Raw genomic sequence first — 26,585 nt, 5'->3', positions numbered from 1 at the left:
AGGTGTACTATTTTTACCCGAGTCGCTAATTTTTGCCGCAAGGTGCTTAACCGCGATGACGTCGTGGTCGAGGAGATTGAAGATCTCCCGCAAATCACGGTAATTCCGCGTGACCAGCACGCTCTGTCCCGCAAAGATATCAGTGAAAATGCCCTCAAGGTGCTCTATCGTCTGAACAAAGCAGGCTACGAGGCTTACCTCGTGGGCGGCGGTGTCCGTGACCTTTTGCTCGGCAAACAGCCGAAAGACTTTGATGTCACGACCAGTGCTACGCCAGATCAAGTGCGTAAACTGTTCCGCAACTGTCGTCTGGTGGGTCGTCGCTTCCGTCTGGCGCACGTGATGTTTGGGCCGGAAATCATCGAAGTTGCTACTTTCCGTGGTCACCACGAAGAGCAAAAGTCTGACAAACAGACTTCGCAGACCGGTCAAAACGGTATGTTGCTTCGTGACAACATCTTCGGTTCTATCGAAGAAGATGCACAACGCCGCGATTTCACAATCAACAGCCTCTATTACAGCGTGGCTGATTTCTCTGTTCGCGATTATGTCGGTGGCCTGCGTGATTTACGCAATGGCGTTATCCGTCTGATTGGTGATCCTGAAACACGCTACCGTGAAGACCCTGTACGTATGCTTCGTGCAGTGCGCTTTGCAGCCAAGCTGAATATGACGATTAGCCCGGAAACTGGCGAACCAATTCCGCGCTTAGCGACCTTGATTAACGATGTACCACCTGCTCGTTTGTTTGAAGAATCACTGAAACTTCTGCAAGCTGGCCACGGTTATCCAACTTACGAATTACTGCGCGAATATCAGCTGTTCCAGCCGTTATTCCCGACCATCACCCGCTACTTTACCGAGCAGGGTGACAGCCCGATGGAACGCATGATCGTTCAGGTGCTGAAGAATACCGATAACCGCATTCAGAATGATATGCGTGTTAATCCGGCCTTCTTGTTCTCTGCCATATTCTGGTATCCGCAACTTGAGATGGCCCAAAAGCTGACTCAGGAAAGTGGCCTTGCCTATATGGACGCTTTTGCACTGGCGATGAACGAAGTGCTGGATGAAGCTTGCCGTGCGCTGGCGATTCCAAAACGTATCACCACGCTGGTTCGTGATATCTGGGGCCTGCAGCTTCGCCTGTCACGCCGCCAGGGAAAACGCGCATGGAAGCTGATGGAGCATCCTAAATTCCGTGCAGCTTACGATTTGCTGGCACTGCGTGCTGAAGTGGAAAATAACCAGGAATTACTGCGCCTGACCAAATGGTGGGGTGAGTTCCAGGTTGCAGCTCCGCCGGCACAGAAAGATATGCTCGATGTTTTAGGTGATGAGCCAGCAGTACGCCGCCGCCATCGTCGTCCACGCAAGCGTGCACCACGCAGCGGTGGAAGTGCATGACGCTTGCGTACATCGCACTCGGCAGCAACCAGGCGTCTCCGCTTGAGCAAGTGACTCATGCGTTAGACGCCATTGCAACCATTCCGCAAAGCCGGGTGGTTGCAACATCTTCGTACTACCGCACTCCGCCGCTCGGCCCGCAAGACCAACCTGATTATCTCAATGCTGCTGTTGCCCTGGAAACCGAACTGTCTCCTGAAGCATTACTGGCCCATACTCAACGTATTGAGTTGGAGCATGGTCGCGTGCGCAAAGCTGAACGCTGGGGGCCGCGCACGCTTGATCTCGACATTATGCTGTTCGGTAATCTGACTGTCGCAACGCCAACACTTATCGTGCCGCATTATGATATGAAAAATCGCGCGTTTATGTTGGTTCCGCTGCTGGAAATTGCACCTGACTGCACCTTCCCGGACGGCAAGCGCGCCGCTGATATTTTAGATACTCTCTCCCAGGATGGGATTACGTTTTGGTAACCACGGACGTGTTCTGTTTGCTAATGTAGCGATTTCACCTCTCATTCTTATTTCTCTGGGATTGCCATGAAACCAATCACCATGTCTCAGTTGCGCCAGTGGAAACAGGCTCAACGCAAATTCGCAACCATCACCTCTTATGATTTCAGCTTTGCAAAACTGTTTGCCGATGAAGGCATTGGTGTGATGCTAGTTGGCGATTCGTTAGGGATGACTGTTCAGGGGCACGACTCCACTTTACCCGTTACCGTGGAAGATATTGCCTACCACACTCGCGCGGTACGTCGTGGTGCTCCAAACTGCCTGCTGCTTGCTGACCTGCCATTTATGGCATATGCCACACCTGAACAAGCGTTTGACAATTCAGCCATCGTTATGCGCGCTGGTGCTAATATGGTCAAAATCGAAGGCGGGAGTTGGCTGGTCGAAACAGTCAAAATGCTGACCGAGCGAGCTGTTCCGGTATGCGGGCATTTGGGCCTGACGCCGCAATCCGTGAACATCTTTGGTGGTTATAAAGTTCAGGGCCGCGATGAAGCCGCCGCACAAACGCTGTTTGATGATGCCGTGGCACTCGAAGCGGCAGGTGCACAATTGTTGGTGTTGGAATGTGTTCCGGTCGCTCTGGCAAAACGCATCACTGAAGCGCTGAGCATTCCGGTCATCGGTATTGGCGCGGGTAATGTCACTGATGGACAGATTCTGGTTATGCACGATGCATTTGGTATCACCGGTGGCCATATTCCAAAATTTGCCAAAAACTTCCTTACAGGAAACGGCGACATGCGAGCCGCGGTACGCCAGTACATAGCTGAAGTTGAATCAGGCACCTACCCAGGTGAAGAACATAGTTTCCACTGACAGGAGAAGGGTTGTGTTGATTATCGAAACGATACCGCTGTTACGTCAGCAAATCCGCCGCTGGCGCCAGGAAGGCAAGCGCATCGCACTGGTGCCGACCATGGGCAACCTGCACGACGGCCATATGAAACTGGTCGATGATGCGAAAAGCCGCGCCGATGTGGTGGTTACCACCATTTTTGTGAACCCAATGCAGTTTGACCGTCCGGATGATTTAACTCGCTACCCGCGCACCTTGCAGGAAGATTGCGAGAAACTAAACCGTCGCAAAGTCGATTTGGTGTTTGCCCCTGCCCCAGCCGATATTTATCCACAAGGACTGGACTCACAGACCTTTGTTGAAGTCCCTGGGCTTTCTACCATGCTCGAAGGCGCAAGTCGCCCAGGGCATTTCCGTGGCGTCTCTACCATTGTCAGCAAGCTCTTTAACATGGTGCAACCTGATATCGCCTGCTTCGGTGAGAAGGATTTCCAGCAAGTCGCCGTGATCCGCAAGATGGTGGCGGATATGGGCTATGACATCGAAATTATCGGCGTGCCAACGGTTCGCGCAAAAGATGGCCTGGCACTGAGTTCACGCAACGGTTACCTAACTGCAGAACAGCGCAAAATTGCCCCAGGTTTGCATAAAGTGATGCAGTCTCTGGCAGATAAACTGCGGTCTGGTGAGCGTGATACCGAAGAAATGTTGGCTATCGCCGCCACCGAACTGAATGAAAAAGGTTTTCGTTCTGACGACCTACAAATCCGCGATGCCGATACCTTGTTAGAGCTGAACGTTGAGAGTAAACGTGCGGTGGTATTAATGGCTGCATGGCTTGGTCAGGCGCGTTTGATTGATAATATTCAGGTTGATCTGGCGCAGTAGACAGCATTCATAAATCGGGCAATACTGCCCGCTTATATTCATAGAGCTGATAAAATCAGCTCTATTCGGACCCCGTAATAAAGGTTTAATTTTATGATACGCACCATGCTGCAAGGCAAACTTCACCGTGTCAAAGTGACGCAGGCGGATTTGCATTATGAAGGCTCCTGCGCCATCGATCAGGACTTCCTTGAGGCGGCAGGCATTCTGGAATATGAAGCCATTGATATTTATAACGTCACCAACGGTAAGCGTTTTTCAACTTACGCTATCGCGGGTGAGCGCGGTTCAAAAATCATTTCGGTGAATGGTGCTGCAGCGCATTGTGCTGATGTGGGCGACATTATGATTATTGCCACTTACGTGACTATGCCAGATGAGCAAGCACGCACCTGGCAGCCGAAAGTCGCCTATTTCGATGGCGACAACGAAATGAAACGTCTCGCGAAAGCCGTACCGGTTCAGGTTGCATAACAACCTCCGAACGAATGAAAAAGACCTGCTTTGTTAAGCAGGTCTTTTTTTATCTTAAGACTTAGTCTGGTTACTAATTAGCCGTGACATCGTTTCTAGCGAGTCAGTTCTCAGTATATAAAGCCGTTTTAGCAAAAACGGATTATCCCCCGGCTTCACTTTCCCACGCACTGTCGTCACTGCCATATGGAACCCCGCATCGTTAGCGGCTGTTACCGCCTTATCGTTGTAACCGCCGAACGGATACGAAAGGTATAAAACATGCGGATTAAACTGCGCAAGCGCGCGTCGCGAGTGTTCAAAATCAAGCAGGATATTACGATAGGTGCGGCGTAAAAGTGTCGGCTGACGATTAGCGTCAACGCGATGCAAGAAATGGGTATGCGACTGGATATCAAACACATCCTGGCTGGCCTGTAATTCCGAGATACTCATAAATTGCAGCGTTTTCGGGTTCCAGGTTTGCGGATGCGCCTTGATGCGTGAAGAAATAATAAAGGACGTCGCTTTGAATCCATACTCTTTAAGAATCGGATAAGCGTAGCGATAGACCGATTTCAGCCCGTCGTCAAAGGTAATCACTACCGCCCGCGCAGGCAGATTCATACGGTTACGCACGTAGCCTTCGAGCTGATACATCGTAAGGGTGGTGTACCCCGTATCGCGCAACCAGGTCATTTGGTTGCTGAAAGCTACCACCGAGGTAGTTGTTGATGTATGGCGAAAGCGTGTGTTCTCTTCATCACGCAAAATATGGTGGTAGGTGAGTACCGGAATACCATTGTCCTGCTGCGCATCGAGACTGCTGACATACCCAAGACGATTGCCAATACGAATTTGATACCAGGTTTGGTTTAAATGGTCTTTCAGACTGGCAATAATTGGGTAGCGTAAATTATCGGCCAATGTTCCAAACGTGGCGCTGCGGATATCCGGTTCGTTATACACGGTAACATCACGGAAAGTGACCAGATTTTGGTTGCTCAGCGGTTTATTCAGGTCACCAAGTCGGTCTTCAATTCGTTGCTTACCAACAACCGGTTCAAGATGCGCTTTATCAATAAAGCCGGTGCCAAAACCAAAGTTAAATTCGTAATAGTCTGCCGCCATTGGCACGACCGCCAGAATCTGCCCTTCCTGAACAGTGCCAACAGAGATGACTTTATCCCCCACCTGCGCCCAGATATCAGCATCTTCAGTGGTTTGCATATATTGCGCGGGAGTATGATTGCTGCTGAGCAGACTGGCATTAGCGCTACTGCCACAAATCAGCATCAGCACAGCAAAAATAAGGCGAGTTAGCATAACGAATTTGATAGCACTGAGTGTCTCAACGACGGAAAGAGGGTGTCATTCTAACAAAAGCCCACCCAATACCAACCTTTCAAATCAATATTGGTGGAGTAACACAAATGGTGGATTTTTTTGCTGTTGATGCCAGAGGCTGGTGATGTCATCGCCGCCCTGCTCAACAATGCGGTCACGGAACTCTTCGCTGGTCAGCGTTTCTCGATGCATACGCATCGCAAATAGCACAGGCAGCGTGACGCCAGAGATCACTTCACAATGTGAATGTTGGTGGCTCATAAGTGCAGCCGTACGATAAGGTGCAGCCCCGGTTTTATCGGTCAGAAAGACCACTCCATCCCCAGAATCGCAATTGTACAATGCATCACACATCATACGGCTCAGCATATTGGTGCTAAGCCCATTCCAATAATTCACCGCATAACATTGCGGTTGCGGCCCAAAACGTCGCTCGATTGCATCCAGCATATCCTGAGCGTAATAGTCATGACCGGCAATAACCCAACCTAACATGGCGTTCTCCTTTTCGCAGAGCGCAAGTGTGCCAGAGCGAGAAATCTGCCACGTGATGCTAATCAAAACGGAGTAAGAAAACTCTCAGTAACCTCCCCTTTCGGGGAGGTTAGCAGAATTAGCTGCGCAGACCGCGGCCACGTTGAATCAGATACCAGCACAGGATATAGAAGGCGGCGATAAAGCCCACCAATACTGTGACAGTAAACAGCAATGGTACGTCGTTGATACCGAGGAAACCGTAACGGAAGCCGCTGATCATATACACCACTGGGTTCAGGTGGGATAAAGCCTGCCAGAATGGCGGCAACAGCGTCAGGGAGTAGAACACACCGCCTAAATAGGTCAGCGGAGTCAGCACGAAGGTTGGGATCAGGCTGATGTCGTCAAAGGTCTTGGCAAAAACGGCATTGAGCAAACCAGCAAGCGAGAACAGGATTGCAGTCAACAGCAGCGTCAGGGCGACAAAAAGCCATGAGTGAACCTGGAAAGGCACGAAGAACAGCGATACTGCCGTCACCAAAATCCCAACACACAGACCGCGCGCCACGCCGCCGCCAACATAACCGGCAATGATAATGTGCGTCGGCACCGGTGCCACCAGCAGCTCTTCAATGTTGCGCTGGAACTTCGCACTGAAGAACGAAGATGCCACGTTAGCGTAAGAGTTAGTAATCACCGCCATCATGATAAGACCCGGCACGATAAACTGCATGTAGGTAAAACCATGCATTGAGCCAATCTGTGAGCCAATCAAATTACCGAAAATAATAAAATACAGGGTCATGGTGATGACCGGCGGTACCAGAGTCTGGATCCAGATACGCGTGAAACGGTGGATTTCTTTGGTCCAGATACTTTTTAGCGCCACCCAATAGAGATGCATCATGCCTGCTCTCCTTTCGAGCCATTTACCAGCGTGACGAACAACTCCTCAAGACGGTTAGCTTTGTTACGCATACTTAATACCTGAACCCCTTGCGAGCTTAACTGACTGAAGACACTATTTATTCCTTGCTCACGCAGCACTTCTACTTCCAGAGTGGAAGTATCCACCAGCCGATATTGATAGCCATCAAGCTTTGGTAATGGGCTTTTCGGTGCTAAATCGAGAATAAAAGTCTCTGACTTCAGTTTTGAAAGTAGTGATTTCATCGAGGTGTTTTCGACTAGCTCACCGTTTTGAATAATGCCGATATTGCGGCACAGCATTTCTGCTTCTTCAAGGTAGTGAGTGGTCAGAATAATAGTGGTGCCTTTATCGTTCAGATCCTTCAGGAATCCCCACATCGAGCGACGCAGTTCTATGTCGACCCCCGCTGTTGGTTCATCAAGAATCAGCAACTTTGGCTCATGCATTAAGGCACGAGCAATCATCAGGCGGCGTTTCATACCACCTGATAACATACGTGCACGTTCGTTGCGTTTTTCCCACAGATCGAGCTGTTTCAGGTACTTTTCGCTACGCGCGATGGCTTCGTTTTTTTCAACGCCATAGTATCCCGCCTGGTGCACAACGATTTGCTGTACGGTCTCAAATGGGTTGAAGTTAAACTCCTGCGGCACCAAACCAAGCTGGCGTTTAGCATTAACAATGTCTTTTTGCAGGTCATAACCAAACACGCGTACCCGACCAGAGGTTTTATTTACCAGCGAGCTGATAATACCGATGGTAGTGGATTTCCCTGCGCCATTCGGCCCCAGCAGAGCGTAAAAGTCCCCTGCCTCAACACGAAGATCTATGCCACGCAGTGCCTGAACACCGCCGGGATAGGTTTTCGTTAACTGTTCCAGTTCTAATGCAATGGTCATTATTTGCGGTTACCTTGTTCGGTACAAAAAAGTTAAGCTGTTTAAAAATTATTTCAGTTGCACAATCAGTTGCCCTATATTACCTCAACGCACTTCATCCGTTACAGGTTGTTAACCTCCATGAAAGACATTGATACCCTCATCAGCAATAACCAGGTCTGGTCAAAACTGATGGAGGACGAAGACCCGGGCTTTTTCGAACGTTTGTCTCAGGCCCAAAAACCTCGCTTCTTGTGGATTGGCTGTTCTGATAGTCGCGTACCAGCTGAACGTCTGACTGGCCTTGAGCCTGGAGAGTTATTTGTTCACCGTAATGTGGCAAACCTGGTCATTCATACGGATTTAAATTGCCTTTCTGTAGTGCAGTACGCGGTAGATGTTCTGGAAGTTGAACACATAATCATTTGCGGTCACTACGGGTGCGGTGGTGTACAAGCGGCGGTTGAAAACCCGGATTTAGGGCTAATTAACAACTGGCTGCTGCATATCCGCGATATCTGGTTCAAGCATAGTTCGCTACTGGGAGAACTCCCACCGGAACAGCGTCTGGATACACTTTGCGAGCTCAATGTGATGGAGCAGGTTTATAACCTTGGCCATTCAACCATTATGCAATCCGCATGGAAACGCGGGCAGAAAGTCACTGTCCACGGTTGGGCTTACGGTATTCACGATGGACGCTTGCGTGACCTGGAAGTCACCGCCACCAGTCGCGAATCACTGGAGCAAGGTTACCGCAGCGGGATTTCGAACCTCCAGAACTCCCATCGCAGCCACAAGAATAGAACACCTTCGCAGTAATGCTGATAGCAAAAAGGGCCTTAAAGGCCCTTTTTTAATGGATGTAGCAAAAGACTTACTCGTCCAGCAGAACCACTTTACCAACGTATGGCAGATGGCGATAACGCTGAGCGTAATCAATGCCGTAACCCACTACGAACTCATCAGGAATAGCGAAACCAACCCACTCAACATTCACTTCCACTTCGCGGCGCTCTGGTTTATCCAGCAGCGTACAAATGGCCAGTGATTTTGGTTCACGCAGGCTAAGAATCTCACGGACTTTGCTCAGTGTATTACCAGAGTCGATAATATCTTCGACGATCAGCACGTCTTTGCCGCGGATATCCTCATCGAGATCTTTCAGGATTTTCACATCGCGGGTGGTCGACATGCCGCTGCCATAACTGGATGCGGTCATAAAATCCACTTCGTGGGGCACTTGCACTTCACGGCACAGGTCCGCCATGAACATAAATGAGCCACGCAGCAAGCCAACCAGCACCATATCACTACCGCTATCACGATAATGTTCAGTGATCTCACGACCCAATTCAGCGATACGGGCTTTGATCTCCGCTTCGGGGATCATCACTTCAACAGTATGTTTCATAGTTATAACCATATGATTTAAAAATAAATCATTCGATGTTGGTTAGATTTTAACCAACACAAAATATTCAGGCCAGCAGTATAACAGCAAAACCCATTCCCGTGCCCAATTGGTAAAAAAGCCATTTATGTGATGAATCTCACACTTGTTAATAACTATAATGAATTGCTATCAAACTTTTAAGAGCGTGATAATTGTGAAAACAAATAACTCAGGTTCGCGGGTAATCGCAACCTTAACAGTCCTGTTTGCGGTACTGACTGGACTGTATTTATTAATTGGCGGGATATGGTTAGTGGCAATTGGTGGGTCCTGGTACTACCCAATTGCAGGGGTGGTGATGTTAATCACCGCATGGTTACTTTGGCAACGCAAAGCTCTGGCCCTGTGGCTCTATGCTGCACTACTGCTTTGCACCGTGGCGTGGTCTGTCTGGGAAGTTGGTTTTGATTTCTGGGCATTAACACCACGTTTAGACGTTCTGTTCTTCTTCGGCGTATGGCTGCTACTGCCATTTGTTTATCGTCATCTGATTTTACCCACTGCAGGTGCGGCTCCGGCCCTTGGTGCGGTGCTGGCGATTACCGTTGTGGCCCTGGCCTGGGCGGTATTTAACGATCCGCAAGAAATCAATGGCACGCTGAGTGCGGATGCAACAACGCCAACGGCCACTTCATCAACCATTCCTGATGCCGACTGGCCAGCATATGGTCGTAATCAGGAAGGCCAACGCTACTCTCCTTTAAAGCAGATCAACGATAAAAACGTCGGCCAGCTTAAAGAAGCGTGGCGTTTCCAGACTGGCGATGTGAAACGCCCAAGCGATCCGGGTGAAATCACCAACGAAGTCACTCCGATTAAAATCCGTGACACGCTTTACTTGTGTACCGCACACCAACAGCTGTTTGCGCTGGATGCGACTACCGGTAAACAGAAGTGGAAATTTGACCCTCGTCTGGATACGAATCCTTCGTTCCAGCACGTGACTTGCCGTGGTGTTTCTTACCATGAAGCCACAGCGGATAACGCAACTCCTGATGTCGTTTCAGATTGCCCACGTCGTATCATTCTTCCTGTGAATGACGGACGTCTGTTTGCCATTAATGCCGATAACGGCAAGCTTTGCGAAAGCTTTGCTAACAAAGGCATCCTGAATCTGCAAACCAACATGCCGGTCACGACGCCTGGCATGTACGAACCGACTTCACCTCCGATTATCACCGATAAAGTTATCGTGATTGCCGGTGCGGTCACCGATAACTACTCCACTCGCGAGCCGTCTGGTGTGATCCGTGGCTTTGATGTGAACAGCGGTAAATTGCTGTGGGCATTCGATCCTGGTGCTAAAGATCCCAACACCATCCCTGGTGATGAGCATCATTACACCATTAACTCACCAAACTCCTGGGCACCAGCGGCCTATGACGCGAAGTTAGATTTGGTGTACCTGCCGATGGGTGTTACCACACCCGATATTTGGGGCGGCAACCGCACGCCGGAGCAAGAGCGTTATGCCAGCAGCATCGTGGCACTGAACGCGACCACCGGGAAACTGGCCTGGTCATATCAAACAGTTCATCACGACCTGTGGGATATGGATATGCCATCGCAGCCGACGCTTGCGGATATTACGGTTAAAGGCGAAACCGTTCCGGTTATCTACGCGCCTGCGAAAACCGGTAACATCTTTGTGCTCGACCGTCGTGACGGCAAGCTGGTAGTTCCGGCTCCGGAAAAACCTGTTCCACAAGGTGCTGCAAAAGGTGATTACGTGACGCCAACTCAGCCGTTCTCGGATTTGAGTTTCCGTCCGAAGAAAGACCTGAGCGGCGCGGATATGTGGGGAGCGACCCTTTATGACCAAATGGTTTGTCGCATCATCTTCCATAAACTGCGTTATGAAGGCATTTTCACACCACCGTCAGAGCAAGGCACGCTGGTGTTCCCAGGTAACCTGGGGATGTTCGAGTGGGGTGGGATTTCCGTTGATCCTAACCGCCAGGTGGCAATTGCCAACCCAATGGCACTGCCGTTTGTATCTAAACTGATGCCACGTGGCCCAGGCAACCCGATGGAGCCGCCGAAAGACGCTAAAGGGTCTGGCACAGAAACAGGCATTCAGCCGCAGTATGGCGTGCCGTATGGCGTAACGCTTAATCCGTTCCTCTCTCCGTTTGGCTTACCGTGTAAGCAGCCGGCATGGGGCTACATCTCTGCGGTCGATTTGAAAACCAACGAAGTGGTATGGAAAAAACGTATTGGTACCGTGCGCGACAGCTCGCCACTTCCTCTGCCATTTAAAATGGGGATGCCAATGCTGGGTGGCCCAATTTCTACCGCAGGTAATGTTCTGTTTATTGGCGCAACCGCAGATAACTACCTGCGTGCTTATAACATGAGCAATGGTGAGAAATTGTGGGAAGCGCGTTTGCCAGCTGGTGGCCAGGCAACACCGATGACCTATGAAGCGAATGGTAAACAGTACGTCGTGATTTCTGCGGGGGGCCATGGCTCCTTCGGAACCAAGATGGGTGACTATATCGTAGCGTACGCGTTACCGGACGACGCTAAGTAAAAAACTGTCGGATAGCGCAGCACTTATCCGACCTACGAAACTGGCGGATGAACAGACTTCTGTTCATCCGCCTTTTTTACGCCACCGTAAAGCCAAGCATCATACCGGTGTCTTCATGTTCCAGCAGATGGCAGTGCGCCATATACGCCTGCTCTTTAGAAGCCGCATGATCGAACTTCACCAACACTTCACTGCGCCCACCTTCCACGCGAACAGTGTCCTTCCAGCCTTGCCGATGTTTTTCAACCGGCTTACCGTTTTCGCTCAAAATACGGAACTGCGTACCGTGAATATGGAATGGGTGAAGCATCATGTCGCCCTCACCGGAAATCGTCCATTTCTCGTATTTGCCTTTTTCAGCCGTAAAGGCTGGCGTGTTCATATCAAATGCTTTGCCGTTAATCTTGTTGGCATTATGGAAATCGAAGCCCTGCTTACCGTGGTTCATTCCGCCATGGTTCATCTTCCCATGATCCATCTGGCCCATATTACCCATGTTGCCATGCCCGGCCATGTTCATACCCGCCATTGCCTGCTGACCATATTTGTCCATCAGCGCCTGCATCCCCATCATATCTAGCATCGGGTCCATCATCAGTTGCAGCCAGCGCTCGGTGATCCCTTCAATATTTGGCAGAGCCGGGACGGTAACCAATTTGTCTGGCATTTCGCCGGATGCCGCAATAATCAGTGGCTGAATGTGCACAACGGGCTGGGGTTTGTCGAAAGGCTCAACCGTCATACCCATTTGTTTGACTGGCAGCGTGACGATATCAAACGCTTTACCGTCGCTCGTATCCACCAGCACTTCGAAACGCTCACCCATCAGCATTGGGAGTTCAGTGACTTTCACTGGCTCCGCGAGTAAGCCACCATCACTGCCAATCACGTATAGCGGGCGGTTATCGCTAGCTGCAATATTGAGCGAACGCGCATTACAACCATTGAGTAAACGCAAACGCAACCAACCACGTGGGTTGGCATGTTGAGGATAAACCGCACCATTGCACAGCAGAGTGTCACCAAACCAACCTACTGCGGCACTCATTACGTCTAGCTGATAATCAATTTGCCCATCGGCAGCAAAGCGTTTGTCCTGGATAATCAGCGGGACATCATCGATACCCCACTGTTTTGGTAAGCGTAGCGCGCGACTTTCTTTATCATCGATTAATACCAACCCTGCGAGTCCCATCGCAACCTGATGGCCTGTTTTGCCATGCTGATGTGGGTGGAACCAACACGTTGCAGCGCGTTGTTGCGGAGTAAATTTCACGGAGCGTTTACCACCTGCGGCAATTACGCCTTGTGGCCCACCGTCAACATCACCGGGAACTTCTAAACCATGCCAGTGAACGGTGGTTTCTTCCGTGAGGTTATTATTAATCTCAACGGTGACCTCTTCGCCCTGAGTCAGTTGCAAAGCAGGTCCTAGCAAGTTGCCGTTATAGCCCCAGGTCGTTGCAGTTTTTCCATTGAATGTACTTTTGCCCGCTTGTACAGCTAAACGAATGCTATTCTTTGCATCAGGGGCGAGAATTCCGGGGATCGGTAGTGCGGGTCTATCAGCGGCCAGTGCCGCTTTACTCCAGAGCGGTAAGGCGCTAAACGCACCAATGGCAGCAGAATATTTTAGAAAATCACGGCGATGCATATTCAATTCCTTTAGGTTGCAGGCGTGCCATTAAGCATAAACCCTGCCCTTACAGGAAGGTCAAGTTTAGAGCAGATAATAATTCTCGTCGTGTCTCATTTAACTGTGTTACCGTTTCGTATCTGATAAAAAGTGGTAGATGTGATGAAGATGGGAGTTAGGGCGTTAATGCTGGGTTTGTTGCTGGCTTTTTCCACCAGCAGTCAGGCACTTAGCGAGTCTGAAGCAGAAGATATGGCCGATCTTACTGCGGTATTTGTGTTCCTGAAAAATGATTGTGGCTACCAAAACCTGCCTAACGGACAAATTCGCCGCGCATTGGTCTTTTTTGCCCAGCAAAACCAGTGGGATTTGAGCAACTACGACACCTTCAACATGAAGGCGCTTGGCGAAGATAGCTATCGTGATTTAAGCGGTATTGCCATTCCGACTGCCAAGAAATGCAAATCCCTTGCCCGGGACTCGCTCAGCTTGCTCGCCTACGTGAAATAGCCCGAACTTCCACAGCCCTTTGCGGAAAGTTATGCCGTCCCAAAAGTCTTCACACAGGCTTTTGGGGCACTGCTTTGAAAACAAGCTATCGGTTCTGTGCGATAAACTCTCGGTATGCGTTCACAACCTGCATAAAATCCTCAACGCCGCAGAATGACAAACTCTCTTCATCGTAGTAGTTCATCCCTTCTTCCATTTCATCACCTGAAATTTCCAGCTGATTGGCGCGGATCATCACTTCTTCTCCATCGAGCAACACAGTGTATTCATGCCCGACACGTTGCCACTGGCGTTCACTGCCTTTGACTGAGTTTGCCGCTTCTTCTACTTCATCAAGCAAGCCGAGATTATCTTTCACTTCTTCGTTAAACCAATGGCCCACGACTTCATGACCCATCGACATACGCACTAACACCCGCCCGGTGACATCGCGCAAAAATTCATATTCCATGGTGTTTTCCTCTACCCTGCCCGGGGAAATACAGTACCCCTTAGCGTATAGAGTAAGTATCGCAGCAAAGTCGTCGAAAAACAGCGTTCAGGCACGAGCGTGGCAAATAAAAAGGGAGGCCTAAGCCTCCCTTGTCGCAGATTGGGTAAATGTTATACCGCAGTCTGGAAAATCACGCCGTCAGCTTTCTCGGTGTACTGAGAAAGTTTGTCGAAGTTCAGGTAACGGTAAGTATCAACCGCCGTCTTATCCACCTGCGCCATAAAGGTCTGGTACTCGTCAGGCGTTGGCAGTTTGCCCAGCAGTGATGCCACTGCGGCCAGTTCTGCGGAAGCCAGGAACACGTTCGCACCAGTGCCTAAACGGTTAGGGAAGTTACGGGTAGACGTTGAAACCACGGTTGAACCGTCTGCCACACGCGCCTGGTTACCCATGCACAGTGAACAGCCAGGGATTTCGATACGCGCACCACTCTTACCAAACACGCTGTAGTAGCCTTCTTCAGTTAACTGAGCGGCATCCATACGCGTTGGTGGCGCAACCCATAGACGAGTTGGTAACTGGCCTTTGTGGCTATCGAGCAGTTTACCCGCCGCACGGAAGTGGCCGATGTTGGTCATGCAAGAACCGATAAATACTTCATCGATTTTCTCGCCGGCGACATCAGACAGCAGACGCGCGTCGTCAGGATCGTTTGGCGCACAAAGAATTGGCTCTTTGATGTCATTCAGATCGATTTCGATGATTTCTGCGTATTCCGCATCAGCATCGGCTTCCATCAACTGAGGATCGGCCAGCCATTTTTCCATGCCCTGGATACGGCGCTCAAGCGTACGACGATCGCCGTAACCTTCTGCGATCATCCACTTCAGGAGCACAATGTTAGAGCTCAGATACTCTTCGATCGGCTCGCGATCCAACTTGATGGTACAACCAGCAGCTGAACGCTCAGCGGAAGCATCGGTCAGCTCAAACGCTTGCTCTACTTTCAGGGTTGGCAGACCTTCGATTTCCAGGATGCGGCCAGAGAAGATGTTTTTCTTACCTTTCTTCTCAACAGTCAGCAGGCCTTGTTTGATGGCATACAGTGGGATCGCGTGAACCAGGTCGCGCAGCGTAATACCCGGCTGCATTTTGCCTTTAAAGCGCACCAGAACAGACTCAGGCATATCCAGTGGCATCACACCCGTTGCCGCAGCAAATGCCACCAGGCCAGAACCTGCCGGGAAGGATATACCGATTGGGAAACGGGTATGCGAGTCACCGCCAGTACCGACGGTATCAGGCAGCAGCATGCGGTTCAGCCACGAGTGGATAACACCATCACCCGGACGCAGCGACACGCCGCCACGGTTCATAATGAAGTCAGGCAGTGTATGGTGAGTATTAACATCTACAGGCTTTGGATAAGCCGCAGTATGGCAGAAGGACTGCATTACCAGGTCAGCTGAGAAGCCCAGGCATGCGAGGTCTTTCAGCTCATCACGGGTCATTGGCCCGGTGGTGTCCTGAGAACCAACAGAAGTCATTTTTGGTTCGCAGTACTGGTTCGGACGAATACCTTCCACGCCACAAGCGCGGCCAACCATTTTCTGCGCCAGAGAGAAGCCGCGAGTACTGGCTACTACATCTTTAGCCTGAACAAACACTTCGCTACGTGGCAGATCCAGCGCTTCACGCGCTTTAGTCGTCAGACCGCGACCAATGATCAACGGAATACGGCCACCAGCACGGACTTCATCCAGCAACACGTCAGTTTTCAGCTCAAAGTTAGCGATAACTTCGTTGGTTTCGTGGTTACGCACTTCGCCTTTGTATGGATAGATGTCAATAACATCGCCCATATTCAGGTCGTTTACGTCAACTTCGATTGGCAACGCACCCGCATCTTCCATAGTGTTAAAGAAGATTGGCGCGATTTTGCCACCAAGCACCACACCGCCGCCACGCTTGTTCGGCACGTTCGGGATGTCATCGCCCATGAACCACAGCACGGAGTTCGTCGCAGATTTACGCGAAGAACCGGTACCAACAACGTCGCCCACATAAGCCAGAGGGAAACCTTTTTTGTTCAGCGCTTCGATCTGTTTGATTGGGCCAACACTACCAGGTTGATCCGGCTCGATACCTTCGCGGGCGTTTTTCAGCATCGCTAACGCATGCAGAGGGATATCCGGGCGTGACCAGGCATCTGGAGCTGGAGACAAGTCATCGGTGTTAGTTTCGCCGGTGACTTTAAAAACGGTAACAGTGATTTTCTCAGCCAGTTTTGGACGAGACAGGAACCATTCGGCATCAGCCCAGGATTTCAGCACTTTTTGCGCGTGAACGTTACCCGCTTTGGCTTTCTCTTCTACGTCGTAGAAGTTATCGAACATCAGCAGCGTGTGAGACAGCGCTTTGCCCGCAATCGCGGCCAGTTTTTCGTTATCCAGCGCGTCAATCAGCGGATGAATGTTGTAGCCGCCTTGCATGGTGCCAAGCAGTTCTACAGCTTTCTCAGGGGAGATTAACGGGGAAGTGGCTTCACCTTTGGTGATAGCAGCCAGGAAACCGGCTTTAACGTAGGCGGCTTCATCAACGCCTGGCGGAACACGATTGGTAATAAGATCTAAAAGGAATTCTTCTTCACCCGCTGGCGGGGATTTCAGCAGCTCGACCAGTGCGGCCATTTGGGATGCTTCTAAAGGTTTTGGAACAATCCCATCTGCAGCACGTTCGGCTACGTGCTTACGGTATTCTTCTAGCACGACGGTTCTCCTCGCTCTCATTGTCATTTCGGTTCCGGCTATTCTCTTCACGCTCCTGTGAGACAGCAGTTTGTAGGGTAAATGCCCGGTACCGCGACGGGCAGCATAGCAGGATTTTCAGGGGGGGTGAATGTGTTTACAAAAAAGCAACATTAAATACTTGCTGAATCGTTAAGGGCAAAATGAGAGGGTTTTGTAAGGTGGATAAGCAGCGTCATCCACCATTTACACAGAATAAATAAGAAGAGTTACAGTTGTTCGCCGTTAGACTTAATCACCTGCTGATACCAGGCGAAAGATTTTTTGCGGCTGCGCTCCAGCGTTCCATTACCTTCGTTATCTTTATCTACGTAGATTAAGCCGTAACGCTTTTTCATCTCACCGGTTCCTGCAGAAACCAGGTCAATACATCCCCACGGGGTGTAACCCATCAGGTCAACGCCGTCCTCAACTACCGCTTTTTTCATCTCGGCGATATGAGCAGACATATAGTCGATGCGGTACTGATCATCCACCACGCCATCGCTTCCCTGAACATCAATCGCTCCAAAGCCATTTTCAACGATAAACAACGGCAGTTGATAATGATCCCAGAACCAGTTCAGTGAGTAGCGAAGCCCTACCGGATCAATCTGCCAACCCCAGTCTGATTTTTTAACGTGCGGATTTGAAACCAGGCTTTTGGATTCGTCGTAATCCAGCTGCGGGTTGTCGTCGGTGGCTTTGGTGGCAAACGACATGTAATAGCTAAAGCCGATGTAATCGACACAACCCTGTTTCAGATCTGCGAGGTCTTCATCGGTGATATCCAGCTCGAAACCACGGCGTTCAAAATAATTGAGCAGATGTTTAGGGTACGTGCCGCGCACGTGAACGTCAGTAAACCAGTAACGACGGTGCATGGCGTTCATCGCCATCATCATATCGTTAGGCGCACAGCTCAACGGGTAGATTGGGCACATTGCGATCATGCAGCCTACCAGCAGATCGGGATTGATCTCACGCGCTGCTTTCACGGCCAGCGCGCTGGCGACCAGCTCGTAGTGCGCGGCCTGGAACATCACCGGCTCGCGATCTTCGCCCGGCTGATATTTCAGACCCGAGTTAGTAAACGGTGCAAAGTCTTCGTGGAAGTTAGCCTGGTTGTTGATCTCGTTAAAGGTCATCCAGTACTTCACTTTGTGCTGATAGCGGGTGAATACCACTTTGGCAAAACGCACGAAGAAATCGATCAGCTTGCGGTTGCGCCAGCCGCCGTATTCGGTCACTAAGTGATAAGGCATCTCGAAATGCGAAAGGGTAATCACCGGCTCGATACCGTGCTTCAGGCACTCGTCGAACAGGTCGTCGTAAAATCGCAGACCTGCTTCATTAGGCTCTAACTCATCACCAAGCGGGAAGATACGCGTCCAGGCAATCGAGGTGCGGAAACATTTAAAGCCCATCTCGGCAAACAACTGAATATCGTCTTTATAGCGGTGGTAGAAATCTATCGCGTCGTGGTTAGGGTAATTTTTGCCCGGCAGCACGCCGTCGGTAATTTCGCGTGGCACACCGTGAGCGCCAGCAGTCATGACATCAGCAACGCTTATCCCCTTCCCGCCCTCTTTCCAGCCACCTTCCAACTGATGAGCTGCAACCGCGCCGCCCCATAGAAATCCATCTTTAAATCCGGACATATTCTTTCCCTCAATTAGAGATCGCGAGTTTGCGACCGGTATTGCTGATTGAAATGGTAGACCGCCCCGATAAGTCCGGCGTCATTGCCATGGCTGACGGTATCGACAAACTCGCCGATACCGAACCAGGCCAGATGTTCGCGGAGCAGCGCAAGAAACCCCGGGCGTTCGACAATGCCGCCACCCACCAGAATCGTTTGCGGATCGAATAAATTGACGAGGTTATAAAGACCCGTCCCAATACCGTTAAAGAACTCTGCGACCAGACGCTGACAAACCACATCGCCAGCGTCATAACCATCGAAAACGTCTTCACCGGTCACCTCTTCCAGCGGCCTGGCTGCGTAATCAGCGTAGTGCTGACGCAGCACGCGCATGGTGCAGGTTCCATTCATCGTGTAGTGAGGGACATCGCGCGGGCCGGCACGTTCAGTCAGCATGTAACCGAACTCCCCCGCTCGAAAACGCGCCCCATGCACCAGTTGGTTATTGCAGAAAATTGCACCGCCGATACCCGTTCCAATGGTCAGCACCAGAAAGTTGGCCATCTCAGCCGCCTTGCCCTGCCAGCGCTCAGCAAGCAGTACGCAATTTGCATCGTTTTCAATGGCGACAGGCAGCTGGGTTTGTTCTTCGAGCCACGTTTTGATAGCGAAATTATCGAACTTGCGGATCGCCCCGCCCATCGAGATAAAGCCGGTATGCGGGTTCACGTAACCTGGAGCGCTGATTGCTATTCCTTCGCATTCCGGATGTGCCGCAATCCATTTAACAATGGCCTGCAAAATCTGTTCACCGTCGCTATGACTAATCGGCTGTTTTCCCTTCTCCAGAACTTCTCCATCTGAGGCAATAACGCCCATTTTTAGCGCCGTACCACCGATATCAAATGCAGCAATTTTCATGCGGTTCGTTCCTTAATAATGAGTCGTTCCAGGTTATTTTTATTATCGAGCGTGGAGACGAAATCAATCTTATAAACCAGTCCTTCAATTAGCAAACCGCAACCCAATAACGCTTAAACCACTTTTGAACCTCTTTAGAAAGCCAGCACGCAAGAGGCTTGTGGCTACGTGTCAAATAATCATGGCGAGATGTGCATTTATTACTGGATTTATGAACAACTTTTTTACCGGGAATTGTGATCGATGATCGGAATTAACGCCCCTGTTCAGGATCATTTTTCGGCCTGGGTCATCTTACGAGGCAAGAAATATTTCACCTGAAACTCAAACACGTTGGTGTAAAGAATCGAATAATCGATGGGGCTGTTTTCTTCGTCTATCGATTGCGTCTCCATTTTAATAATGGGATCACGAACGCTGATATGCAGCATTTTGGCTATTTCCGGGGAAGGCAGCACGGGTTGAAACGACTCATAGCAGCCCTGAATGACGACCTGACATTCGTCTTCAATGTAAGAAAATTTTGATTTCTTCATGTGATTAACCGTCAGATCAGGAAAGCGATTGACGGAAAGCCAGGTTTCTTCAAGTTGCATCGGCACGTTATCAATATGGCGTAGCCGCTTTGAATAATATACGGGTTCACCGGTAGCCAGTTGCAAACGGATGGCGATATCTTCTGATGCGGCCTGCAACTCAAATCTCAACACCTGGCTGGTGGGCTTTTTCCCTTCGCTACGGGCAATTTCCGTAAAGCTATCCAGATGGGTGACAAAAGCCTGGAAATGCTTGTTGCGTAAATAGGTTCCTGAGCCGTGTCTACGCTCAATTAATTCTTCTTCCTCCAGGACTTTTAACGCTTTACGCAACGTATTGCGGGAGACATTGCAGTACTCCGCCAGTTCCTTTTCCGACGGGAGAATATCGCCAATGCTGTACGCTGGACTGCTAATTTTGTTTTTTAGTACATTGACAACATCTTTGTAAACCACTTTTGCACCTCTACAATTCTTTAAGAATCACTAAGTTATATTATTTCTGGTTGTTACAGCCAATCACACGTTCATTTATAGAGGCCATATTAAACAACTCAGCCCTTACTAACTGTGATCAAAATTGCAGATGCTTTAGTGAATATTCATTAAGTTACCTCGCACTGAACATCAACCTATATTAAGAGGATCGAAATGAAAAATATATTATTGGTTTGTGCTGCGGGGATGTCCACGAGCATGCTGGTAAAACGTATGAAAGAACATGCTGCTGCGAATAACGTTGAAGTCAATATTAACGCGCTGGCAATTTCTGAAGCAAAAGACAGAATAAAGAAAAATGAAGCAGATATCGTACTTCTTGGGCCACAGGTGCGCTTTCAGAAAGGCGAAATAGAAGAAATAGCCCAGGGGAAAATACCTGTCGCCGTCATCGATATGAAACATTACGGGCAAATGGACGGAAAAACCGTGTTAGAAAATGCGTTAACCATGCTTGCCAGTCATTAAGCTTTTTTGTTTTAGGACATTAAGTTATGCCCCGTAATTAATTACATACTTTCGTTCCCCCATATATATACATAACCCTAAGGGACTCGTCATGAGTTTAATGGATACTTTTGAACGCGGCATGGAGAAAATCCTTGTCCCGGTTGCTATTAAATTAAATTCTCAGATACATGTTTCTGCCATTCGCGATGCCTTTATTTTGTCATTTCCTATCGTGATGGCAAGCTCGCTAATCGTTTTAATTAACTTTGCTATTCTTTCACCCGATGGTTTCATTGCTTCACTATTGCATTTAGGAACGTTATTCCCCAATTTAGCCGAAGCGCAAAAAATATTTTCTCCAGTCATGAATGGCTCCGTCAACATCATGTCCATTATGATTGCCTTCCTGGTTGCGCGAAATATTGCGATTAACTACCAGCAAGATGATTTACTTTGTGGACTTACGGCTATCGGCGCTTTCTTTGTCGTTTATACGCCTTATCAAATGGTAGGAGGGAAAGCGTATTTAACCACCCAATATTTGGGGCCACAGGGGCTTTTTGTTGCCATTATTGTCGCCATGTTGACCAGCGAGATTTTTTGCCGTCTTTCGCGTAACCCTAAAATCACCATCACGATGCCAGATGCCGTTCCTCCTGCAGTGGCCCGTTCCTTTAAGGTACTGATCCCGATTTTCTGCGTGATGATTTTCTTCTCCGTCGTTAACTACTGCCTGACGAAGATATCGCCAAATGGGCTGAATGAGCTTATTTACACACTTATTCAGGCACCGCTGAAAAATATGGGTACCAATATTTTTGCGGTGTTAATACTTGGCGTAGTCGCGAACTTCTTGTGGGTGTTGGGGATCCACGGGCCAAATACGGTCGCAGCGATTCGTGAAACCATTTTCTCTGAAGCCAATCTGGAAAACTTATCATTTGCCGCATCTAACGGGACGACCTGGGGTGCGCCTTACCCGATTACCTGGGGTGGCATAAACGATGCCTTTGCCAACTATGGTGGCTCAGGTATGACACTAGGCTTGCTGTTAGCAATATTTATTGCCTCACGCCGCGCCGATTATCGCGACATGGCAAAAATGGCCTTCGTTCCTGGATTATTTAATATTAACGAGCCCATTATTTTTGGCTTACCGGTTGTTTTGAACCCAATACTCATCATTCCATTTATTACCGTACCATTTGTTAATTCATTGGTGGGATATTTCTTTGTCAGCATGGAAATCATTCCACCTATTGCTTATGCCGTCCCCTGGACAACCCCCGGCCCGTTAATCGCATTCTTCGGAACAGGAGGAAACTGGCTGGCACTCTTTGTGGGAATATTGTGCCTGGCGATATCAACATTAATTTATTTACCTTTCGTTATTGCGGCAAACAAAGTGAACACCGCACAAGCAGCACAGTAATCATCGTCTGAATTACCCTCCTTCAGTCTCCCAAACTGAAGGAGAATAATAATTATATTTAGAGGTATAACATGTATTCAAAACCATTGAAGGTTAGCTTATTGTCTTTATCAATACTTCTGGCTTTATCCTCAACGAATGTTCTGGCGGCTAAATTAACCGTTGAGCAGCGCCTTGAGCTTCTTGAAAACCAATTATTAGAAAACCAAACTGAACTAAAGAAAACGCAGAAAGAATTAGCCAGTTATAAAAACAAAGTGGCGAGTTTAGAAAAAAACACACCACCGCAAATTGCTCAAGTCACTCAATCAGAATTATCACCAGCTGCGGATAATATCGAGAACGAGAATAAACCCGTGGGTGAGGTTTCGTCTCCGACACCAGTGAATGGCACCCAGAAAGTTGCGGTAATTAACCACGAAGGAGGGAAAACCCGCGTAGAAAGCGTCACATTAAAAGATATCAGCAAGTTTATTAAGGATGATATCGGCTTTAGCTACCAGGGTTACTTCCGCTCAGGCTGGGCGGCTTCTAATCGTGGCTCAGCACAAACCTATGCGGCAGGGTCGCTCGGCCGTTTTGGCAACGAGATGAGCGGTTGGTTCGACTTGACCCTGAATCAGCGGGTCTATAACCAGGACGGTAAAACCGCCAACGCCATTGTCACCTACGACGGTAACGTTGGTGAGCAATACAATGATGCCTGGTTTGGTGACAGCGATAATGAAAATATTCTGCAATTTAGCGATATTTTCCTGACCACCCGGGGCTTCCTTCCGTTTGCACAAGAGGCTGATTTTTGGGTAGGTAAACATAAACTGCCAGAATATGAAATCCAGATGCTCGACTGGAAGACACTCACCACCGATGTTGCCGCAGCCGTCGGTATTCAGAACTGGCAACTTGGGCCGGGGCAATTGGACGCATCCGTGAGTCGTAATGACGTTGACGTTTACTCGCGAGATTTCAGCCACACCACGCAGATGAACACCAATTCCGTGGATTTACGCTACCGCAATATCCCACTGTGGCAGGACGGATCGTTATCATTAATGGGCAAATACGCGTTTGCCAATAAAACAGACGATCAGAAATCCAATGAAGATAATGGTTCCTTCTTCAAGCTGGAGGATACCTGGATGACGACCGCCATCGTGCGCCAGAATCTGCCACGCGATGCCTTCAATGAGTTCACGCTCCAGGTTGCCAACAACTCTTATGCCAGCAGCTTCGCCAACTTCTCAGGTGCCAGTAACTCGATGGCAGCAGGGCGTTATTATTACGGCGATCATTCCGACGGCATTGCCTGGCGTCTGATTTCTCAGGGTGAGATGTACCTCGCAGACCGAATCATTATGGCGAATGCGTTAGTCTGGTCTCACGGTGAAGATGTCTACAGTTATGAGAGCGGTGCCCACAGCGATTTCAATAGCCTGCGCGCGGTGATCCGCCCGGCATGGATTTGGGATACCTGGAATCAGACCGGTGTGGAACTAAGCTGGTTTGCTCAGAAAAACAAAACGGAACAAGGCGTTAACCTGAAAGAGTCAGGATTTAAAACGACGCTTTACCATGCACTTAAAGTCGGGCCAAGTTTGCTGGGTTCGCGTCCGGAAATTCGTTTCTACGGCACCTACCTGAACATCCAGGATAACGAACTTTCGCAGTACAAGTTTAATGACGACAGCAATAACGAATTTATGGCGGGAGTTCAGGCAGAAGTCTGGTGGTAATCATCCCCTAAATATTGTGGAGCGCGTGACCCACTTTGAGAGCAGCACGTTTTACGTTAACCGCGTCATTCTGGCTGTGCCACTTGATGCCAGCAGCACAGAGAGTAAATCCTGATTAATGTATTAAACGGAGATTTCCGCGCCATCGTTGTTAACCCAGTAGATCCGAATGACGGCAATAAGTGCCAGCTGAAAGTATTGGGCATGATGGAGGGTATAACGGATGAGGATTTACCCTGGGCTGAATACCTGCTACCGCTTAACTACCAATTCACGCCTAACCAAAAAGGTGATCACGTGTGGGTAGACTTCCCTTACAACGGCGATACGCGTCGCCCGCGCATATACGGGGCCGCTATGGATTGGCAAGGCGATGGAAAAGCAAACGTCCCGGCTGAAGCTGGTGGCAAGGGTACGGCATATACACCGCCGAGTGGTGGCGACCGTCCAGCAGGCGTTAAGGTAACCAGCCAACAAGACCAGGTGATTAACCGCAACAAACTGTTAGAAGTGCGCTCAGTCGGTGGCGGGTATCAGACCGCAAACGGCGCGCCTGCATCATTGCGTGAAGGGATAGCGCACATGTTTTTAGTCGAAAGTGTAGAAAGCGATTTTAATACTTTTGATGAAGATTTTAAGCTGGAATAAATCTATCTATCAAAGCCTCCATTTTGGGGGCTTTTTGTGCGCTGAATTATCTCAAAACTCCAGCTCATATTGTCCATGATGGATATAGGGTTTAATCTAACTAAAATTATAAGGAGATAATTCAGTATGTCGGCATCGGATTTATTGAGAGCAAAATATACCAGCGACAGACATTTAGCTATGGCAGCTCAAAACGCTTTTGGCGGTGTCATGCAATCAGCGAGAGGTGTGGCTTCAGATATATATTCAGGCGTTGAGCGGGCAAGCTGGTATTCATCATGCCTTATTCCAAAGTACAACGATGTGTGTCAGGAGCTAAAAAAAGAAGAAATAAGGATGGTCTATTCCATTCACTCGATATATAGATACCGCGATGTTATTGCTCAAATGCTGATTATATATTTCAAGCTAATAAGCAAAGACGTTAAAGATGGCAATGAGGGCGGTTCGGCGCAAAACTTTATCAGAAAGGTAACGGGCGTTTTGACTCAGATCAGAGTTGCTGGAGGCACCCGGTACGCTTTTTCTGAGGCGGCAAGTCAGGCGCTGGCACATTCTAACCTTATGTCTAAAATCGTTGTTGAGCGCATAGCGGCAAAGGCTCCAAAGGCTGTGTTTGGGCTGCAATATTTTGGCATGGAGCAAAAAGCCGCGCTGGCGGCACGACATCTTAAAGCGATGTACCCCGATTATTATTGAGCGCTCTATGAGGCAAAGCTGGAAATGCTCTATTATTTTGCCGAACCAATTATTGAGCCAATGATTAAAAAGACTTTATCCGGCGCGCTTGCCACGCTGGACGATCTGGCTGACTTCTTGAGCGAGGATTTCGGTGTTTAAAATCGAAATTGCGATGTTTATCGACGGCGTGATATTCCCTGCGCTGGTGATAGGCTTCGGCATGATATGGCTGCATTTCTTTCCTGAATATTTCGTATTACTTACATTTATCACGTCTATTGTTTTGCTGTGTATATTCCCGGACTACCCGAGGAAAGTTAAAAAAATCAAATCCAGATTCAAAAACAAATAAAAGGAATTTATATGTCTAACCCAGCTTACTTATGGTTAACGGATGAGAACGGATCGCCTATGGTTGGCGGTTCGCTGGTGGTTGGGCGCTTAGGTGCCATCGAAATGAAATCACTCACCCATAATGTGAACATCCCGACCGACTACAACACAGGACGACTGACGGGTACGCGCATTCACGCACCAATTCAGTTTCAAAAGGAGTTTGATAGGGTTACGCCGCTATTGTACCGGGCATTAACCCGAGGCGACGTGCTCAAGTCCGGTACGATAAAAATGTACAACATCCATGAAACTGGGATGGAGCGGGAATATTTCAACATCATTCTGGAAAACGTGAAAATCACGTCCATTACTCCCGACCTGTTTCCGAGCGCTGCCACTGGCACACACCTGGAAACCATACTGGTTCATTACGAGAAGATTACCTGGAAGCACTGCGACGGCAATATTATTTATACTGACCAATGGAATACCCACGCCACTTACTGAAAAAAGCCCCCAGCTCGGGTAATGCCGGTCACTTAAGGTGACCGGCATTGTTTTTTAAGGGATATTTCGACCTTTTTTCTCTCACTTCCCTTGCATATTCACGCTCACGCCTCGAGGGGAGTTTTAGCATCGCTGCGTTGCTGTAA

At 49.1% G+C, this 26,585-nt stretch carries 26 protein-coding genes; 14 read left to right on the top strand and 12 right to left on the bottom strand.

The window, feature by feature from the left end:
- Positions 1-9: 9 nt before the first annotated feature.
- From pcnB to panD, 5 genes are all read left to right on the top strand, one after another.
- On the top strand, positions 10-1,407 hold the full coding sequence (gene pcnB, locus LVQ79_RS19165) for a polynucleotide adenylyltransferase PcnB (RefSeq protein WP_226812135.1): 1,398 nt from the start codon (positions 10-12) through the stop codon (positions 1,405-1,407).
- Positions 1,404-1,883, top strand: a complete 480-nt coding sequence (gene folK, locus LVQ79_RS19160; protein ID WP_154151443.1) for a 2-amino-4-hydroxy-6-hydroxymethyldihydropteridine diphosphokinase — start codon at positions 1,404-1,406, stop codon at positions 1,881-1,883. The genes pcnB and folK overlap by 4 nt, the downstream gene beginning before the upstream one ends.
- A 66-nt stretch (positions 1,884-1,949) precedes the next feature.
- The gene (gene panB, locus LVQ79_RS19155) at positions 1,950-2,744 is read left to right on the top strand and encodes a 3-methyl-2-oxobutanoate hydroxymethyltransferase (protein ID WP_232866159.1); all 795 of its coding nucleotides are present in this window, start codon (positions 1,950-1,952) and stop codon (positions 2,742-2,744) included.
- A gap of 13 nt (positions 2,745-2,757) precedes the next feature.
- Entirely contained in the window at positions 2,758-3,612 is an 855-nt protein-coding gene (panC, locus tag LVQ79_RS19150) for a pantoate--beta-alanine ligase (RefSeq protein ID WP_034460889.1), read from the top strand.
- Between the two features lie 93 nt (positions 3,613-3,705).
- A complete protein-coding gene (gene panD, locus LVQ79_RS19145) occupies positions 3,706-4,086 on the top strand; it encodes an aspartate 1-decarboxylase (protein WP_034460890.1) in 381 nt (126 codons plus the stop codon).
- A gap of 54 nt (positions 4,087-4,140) precedes the next feature.
- On the opposite strand, the gene LVQ79_RS19140 is transcribed toward panD, so the two are convergent.
- The 4 genes from LVQ79_RS19140 to LVQ79_RS19125 all read right to left on the bottom strand — a co-directional run bounded on the left by LVQ79_RS19140 (position 4,141) and on the right by LVQ79_RS19125 (position 7,719).
- Positions 4,141-5,391 (bottom strand): polysaccharide deacetylase family protein, encoded by a 1,251-nt coding sequence (locus LVQ79_RS19140; RefSeq protein ID WP_232866157.1) that lies wholly within the window; start codon positions 5,389-5,391, stop codon positions 4,141-4,143.
- A gap of 84 nt (positions 5,392-5,475) precedes the next feature.
- Positions 5,476-5,907 carry a PTS sugar transporter subunit IIA gene (locus LVQ79_RS19135; RefSeq protein WP_151994977.1) on the bottom strand — a complete coding sequence of 144 codons (432 nt, stop codon included), beginning with the start codon at positions 5,905-5,907 and terminating at the stop codon, positions 5,476-5,478.
- 118 nt (positions 5,908-6,025) lie between these two features.
- Positions 6,026-6,796, bottom strand: coding sequence for an ABC transporter permease (locus LVQ79_RS19130; protein WP_034460895.1), 771 nt, complete (start codon positions 6,794-6,796; stop codon positions 6,026-6,028).
- Entirely contained in the window at positions 6,793-7,719 is a 927-nt protein-coding gene (locus tag LVQ79_RS19125; RefSeq protein WP_064516268.1) for an ABC transporter ATP-binding protein, read from the bottom strand. The genes LVQ79_RS19130 and LVQ79_RS19125 overlap by 4 nt, the downstream gene beginning before the upstream one ends.
- 120 nt (positions 7,720-7,839) lie before the next feature.
- On the opposite strand from LVQ79_RS19125, the gene can reads away from it, so the two are divergent.
- The gene (gene can / locus LVQ79_RS19120) at positions 7,840-8,520 is read left to right on the top strand and encodes a carbonate dehydratase (RefSeq protein WP_064516266.1); all 681 of its coding nucleotides are present in this window, start codon (positions 7,840-7,842) and stop codon (positions 8,518-8,520) included.
- A gap of 55 nt (positions 8,521-8,575) precedes the next feature.
- Here can and hpt read toward each other — a convergent pair whose 3' ends face one another.
- On the bottom strand, positions 8,576-9,112 hold the full coding sequence (hpt, locus tag LVQ79_RS19115; RefSeq protein WP_064516264.1) for a hypoxanthine phosphoribosyltransferase: 537 nt from the start codon (positions 9,110-9,112) through the stop codon (positions 8,576-8,578).
- Between the two features lie 160 nt (positions 9,113-9,272).
- Here hpt and LVQ79_RS19110 point away from each other — a divergent pair, with 160 nt between their 5' ends.
- A complete protein-coding gene (locus LVQ79_RS19110) occupies positions 9,273-11,687 on the top strand; it encodes a glucose/quinate/shikimate family membrane-bound PQQ-dependent dehydrogenase (protein ID WP_255669168.1) in 2,415 nt (804 codons plus the stop codon).
- Positions 11,688-11,763: 76 nt separating this feature from the next.
- Here LVQ79_RS19110 and cueO read toward each other — a convergent pair whose 3' ends face one another.
- Entirely contained in the window at positions 11,764-13,341 is a 1,578-nt protein-coding gene (cueO, locus tag LVQ79_RS19105) for a multicopper oxidase CueO (protein WP_232866155.1), read from the bottom strand.
- Positions 13,342-13,485: 144 nt separating this feature from the next.
- On the opposite strand from cueO, the gene LVQ79_RS19100 reads away from it, so the two are divergent.
- The gene (locus LVQ79_RS19100; RefSeq protein WP_134187024.1) at positions 13,486-13,833 is read left to right on the top strand and encodes a YacC family pilotin-like protein; all 348 of its coding nucleotides are present in this window, start codon (positions 13,486-13,488) and stop codon (positions 13,831-13,833) included.
- 85 nt (positions 13,834-13,918) lie between these two features.
- Here LVQ79_RS19100 and yacL read toward each other — a convergent pair whose 3' ends face one another.
- From yacL to LVQ79_RS19075, 5 genes are all read right to left on the bottom strand, one after another.
- Entirely contained in the window at positions 13,919-14,284 is a 366-nt protein-coding gene (yacL, locus tag LVQ79_RS19095) for a protein YacL (RefSeq protein ID WP_232866154.1), read from the bottom strand.
- Between the two features lie 152 nt (positions 14,285-14,436).
- Complete coding sequence (acnB, locus tag LVQ79_RS19090; protein ID WP_232866153.1) at positions 14,437-17,034, bottom strand: bifunctional aconitate hydratase 2/2-methylisocitrate dehydratase; 2,598 nt, start codon at positions 17,032-17,034, stop codon at positions 14,437-14,439.
- A gap of 248 nt (positions 17,035-17,282) precedes the next feature.
- The gene (locus LVQ79_RS19085) at positions 17,283-18,713 is read right to left on the bottom strand and encodes a 6-phospho-beta-glucosidase (RefSeq protein ID WP_232866152.1); all 1,431 of its coding nucleotides are present in this window, start codon (positions 18,711-18,713) and stop codon (positions 17,283-17,285) included.
- A 14-nt stretch (positions 18,714-18,727) separates the two neighbouring features.
- Complete coding sequence (bglK, locus tag LVQ79_RS19080) at positions 18,728-19,618, bottom strand: beta-glucoside kinase BglK (RefSeq protein ID WP_232866151.1); 891 nt, start codon at positions 19,616-19,618, stop codon at positions 18,728-18,730.
- Between the two features lie 272 nt (positions 19,619-19,890).
- Entirely contained in the window at positions 19,891-20,610 is a 720-nt protein-coding gene (locus LVQ79_RS19075) for a GntR family transcriptional regulator (protein ID WP_232866150.1), read from the bottom strand.
- Positions 20,611-20,805: 195 nt separating this feature from the next.
- Between LVQ79_RS19075 and LVQ79_RS19070 the strand changes: the two genes are divergently transcribed.
- From LVQ79_RS19070 to LVQ79_RS19050, 5 genes are all read left to right on the top strand, one after another.
- Positions 20,806-21,120 (top strand): PTS sugar transporter subunit IIB, encoded by a 315-nt coding sequence (locus tag LVQ79_RS19070; protein ID WP_232866149.1) that lies wholly within the window; start codon positions 20,806-20,808, stop codon positions 21,118-21,120.
- A 91-nt stretch (positions 21,121-21,211) separates the two neighbouring features.
- Positions 21,212-22,534, top strand: coding sequence for a PTS sugar transporter subunit IIC (locus LVQ79_RS19065; RefSeq protein ID WP_232866147.1), 1,323 nt, complete (start codon positions 21,212-21,214; stop codon positions 22,532-22,534).
- Positions 22,535-22,605: 71 nt separating this feature from the next.
- Positions 22,606-24,267 (top strand): carbohydrate porin, encoded by a 1,662-nt coding sequence (locus LVQ79_RS19060; protein WP_232866145.1) that lies wholly within the window; start codon positions 22,606-22,608, stop codon positions 24,265-24,267.
- A gap of 204 nt (positions 24,268-24,471) precedes the next feature.
- Positions 24,472-24,915 carry a hypothetical protein gene (locus LVQ79_RS19055; protein WP_232866143.1) on the top strand — a complete coding sequence of 148 codons (444 nt, stop codon included), beginning with the start codon at positions 24,472-24,474 and terminating at the stop codon, positions 24,913-24,915.
- Between the two features lie 126 nt (positions 24,916-25,041).
- Entirely contained in the window at positions 25,042-25,614 is a 573-nt protein-coding gene (locus tag LVQ79_RS19050) for a hypothetical protein (RefSeq protein ID WP_232866141.1), read from the top strand.
- 75 nt (positions 25,615-25,689) lie between these two features.
- On the opposite strand, the gene LVQ79_RS22505 is transcribed toward LVQ79_RS19050, so the two are convergent.
- Positions 25,690-25,818 (bottom strand): hypothetical protein, encoded by a 129-nt coding sequence (locus LVQ79_RS22505; protein ID WP_255666911.1) that lies wholly within the window; start codon positions 25,816-25,818, stop codon positions 25,690-25,692.
- Between the two features lie 141 nt (positions 25,819-25,959).
- Between LVQ79_RS22505 and LVQ79_RS19045 the strand changes: the two genes are divergently transcribed.
- Positions 25,960-26,439, top strand: a complete 480-nt coding sequence (locus LVQ79_RS19045; RefSeq protein WP_232866139.1) for an Hcp family type VI secretion system effector — start codon at positions 25,960-25,962, stop codon at positions 26,437-26,439.
- Positions 26,440-26,585: the final 146 nt, after the last annotated feature.

Origin of the sequence: Buttiauxella cochleicola, assembly GCF_021282405.1 — a bacterium.
In the GTDB taxonomy this organism is placed as follows: Bacteria; Pseudomonadota; Gammaproteobacteria; order Enterobacterales; family Enterobacteriaceae; genus Buttiauxella; species Buttiauxella massiliensis.
This window is presented reverse-complemented; position numbering and strand designations above follow the sequence as displayed.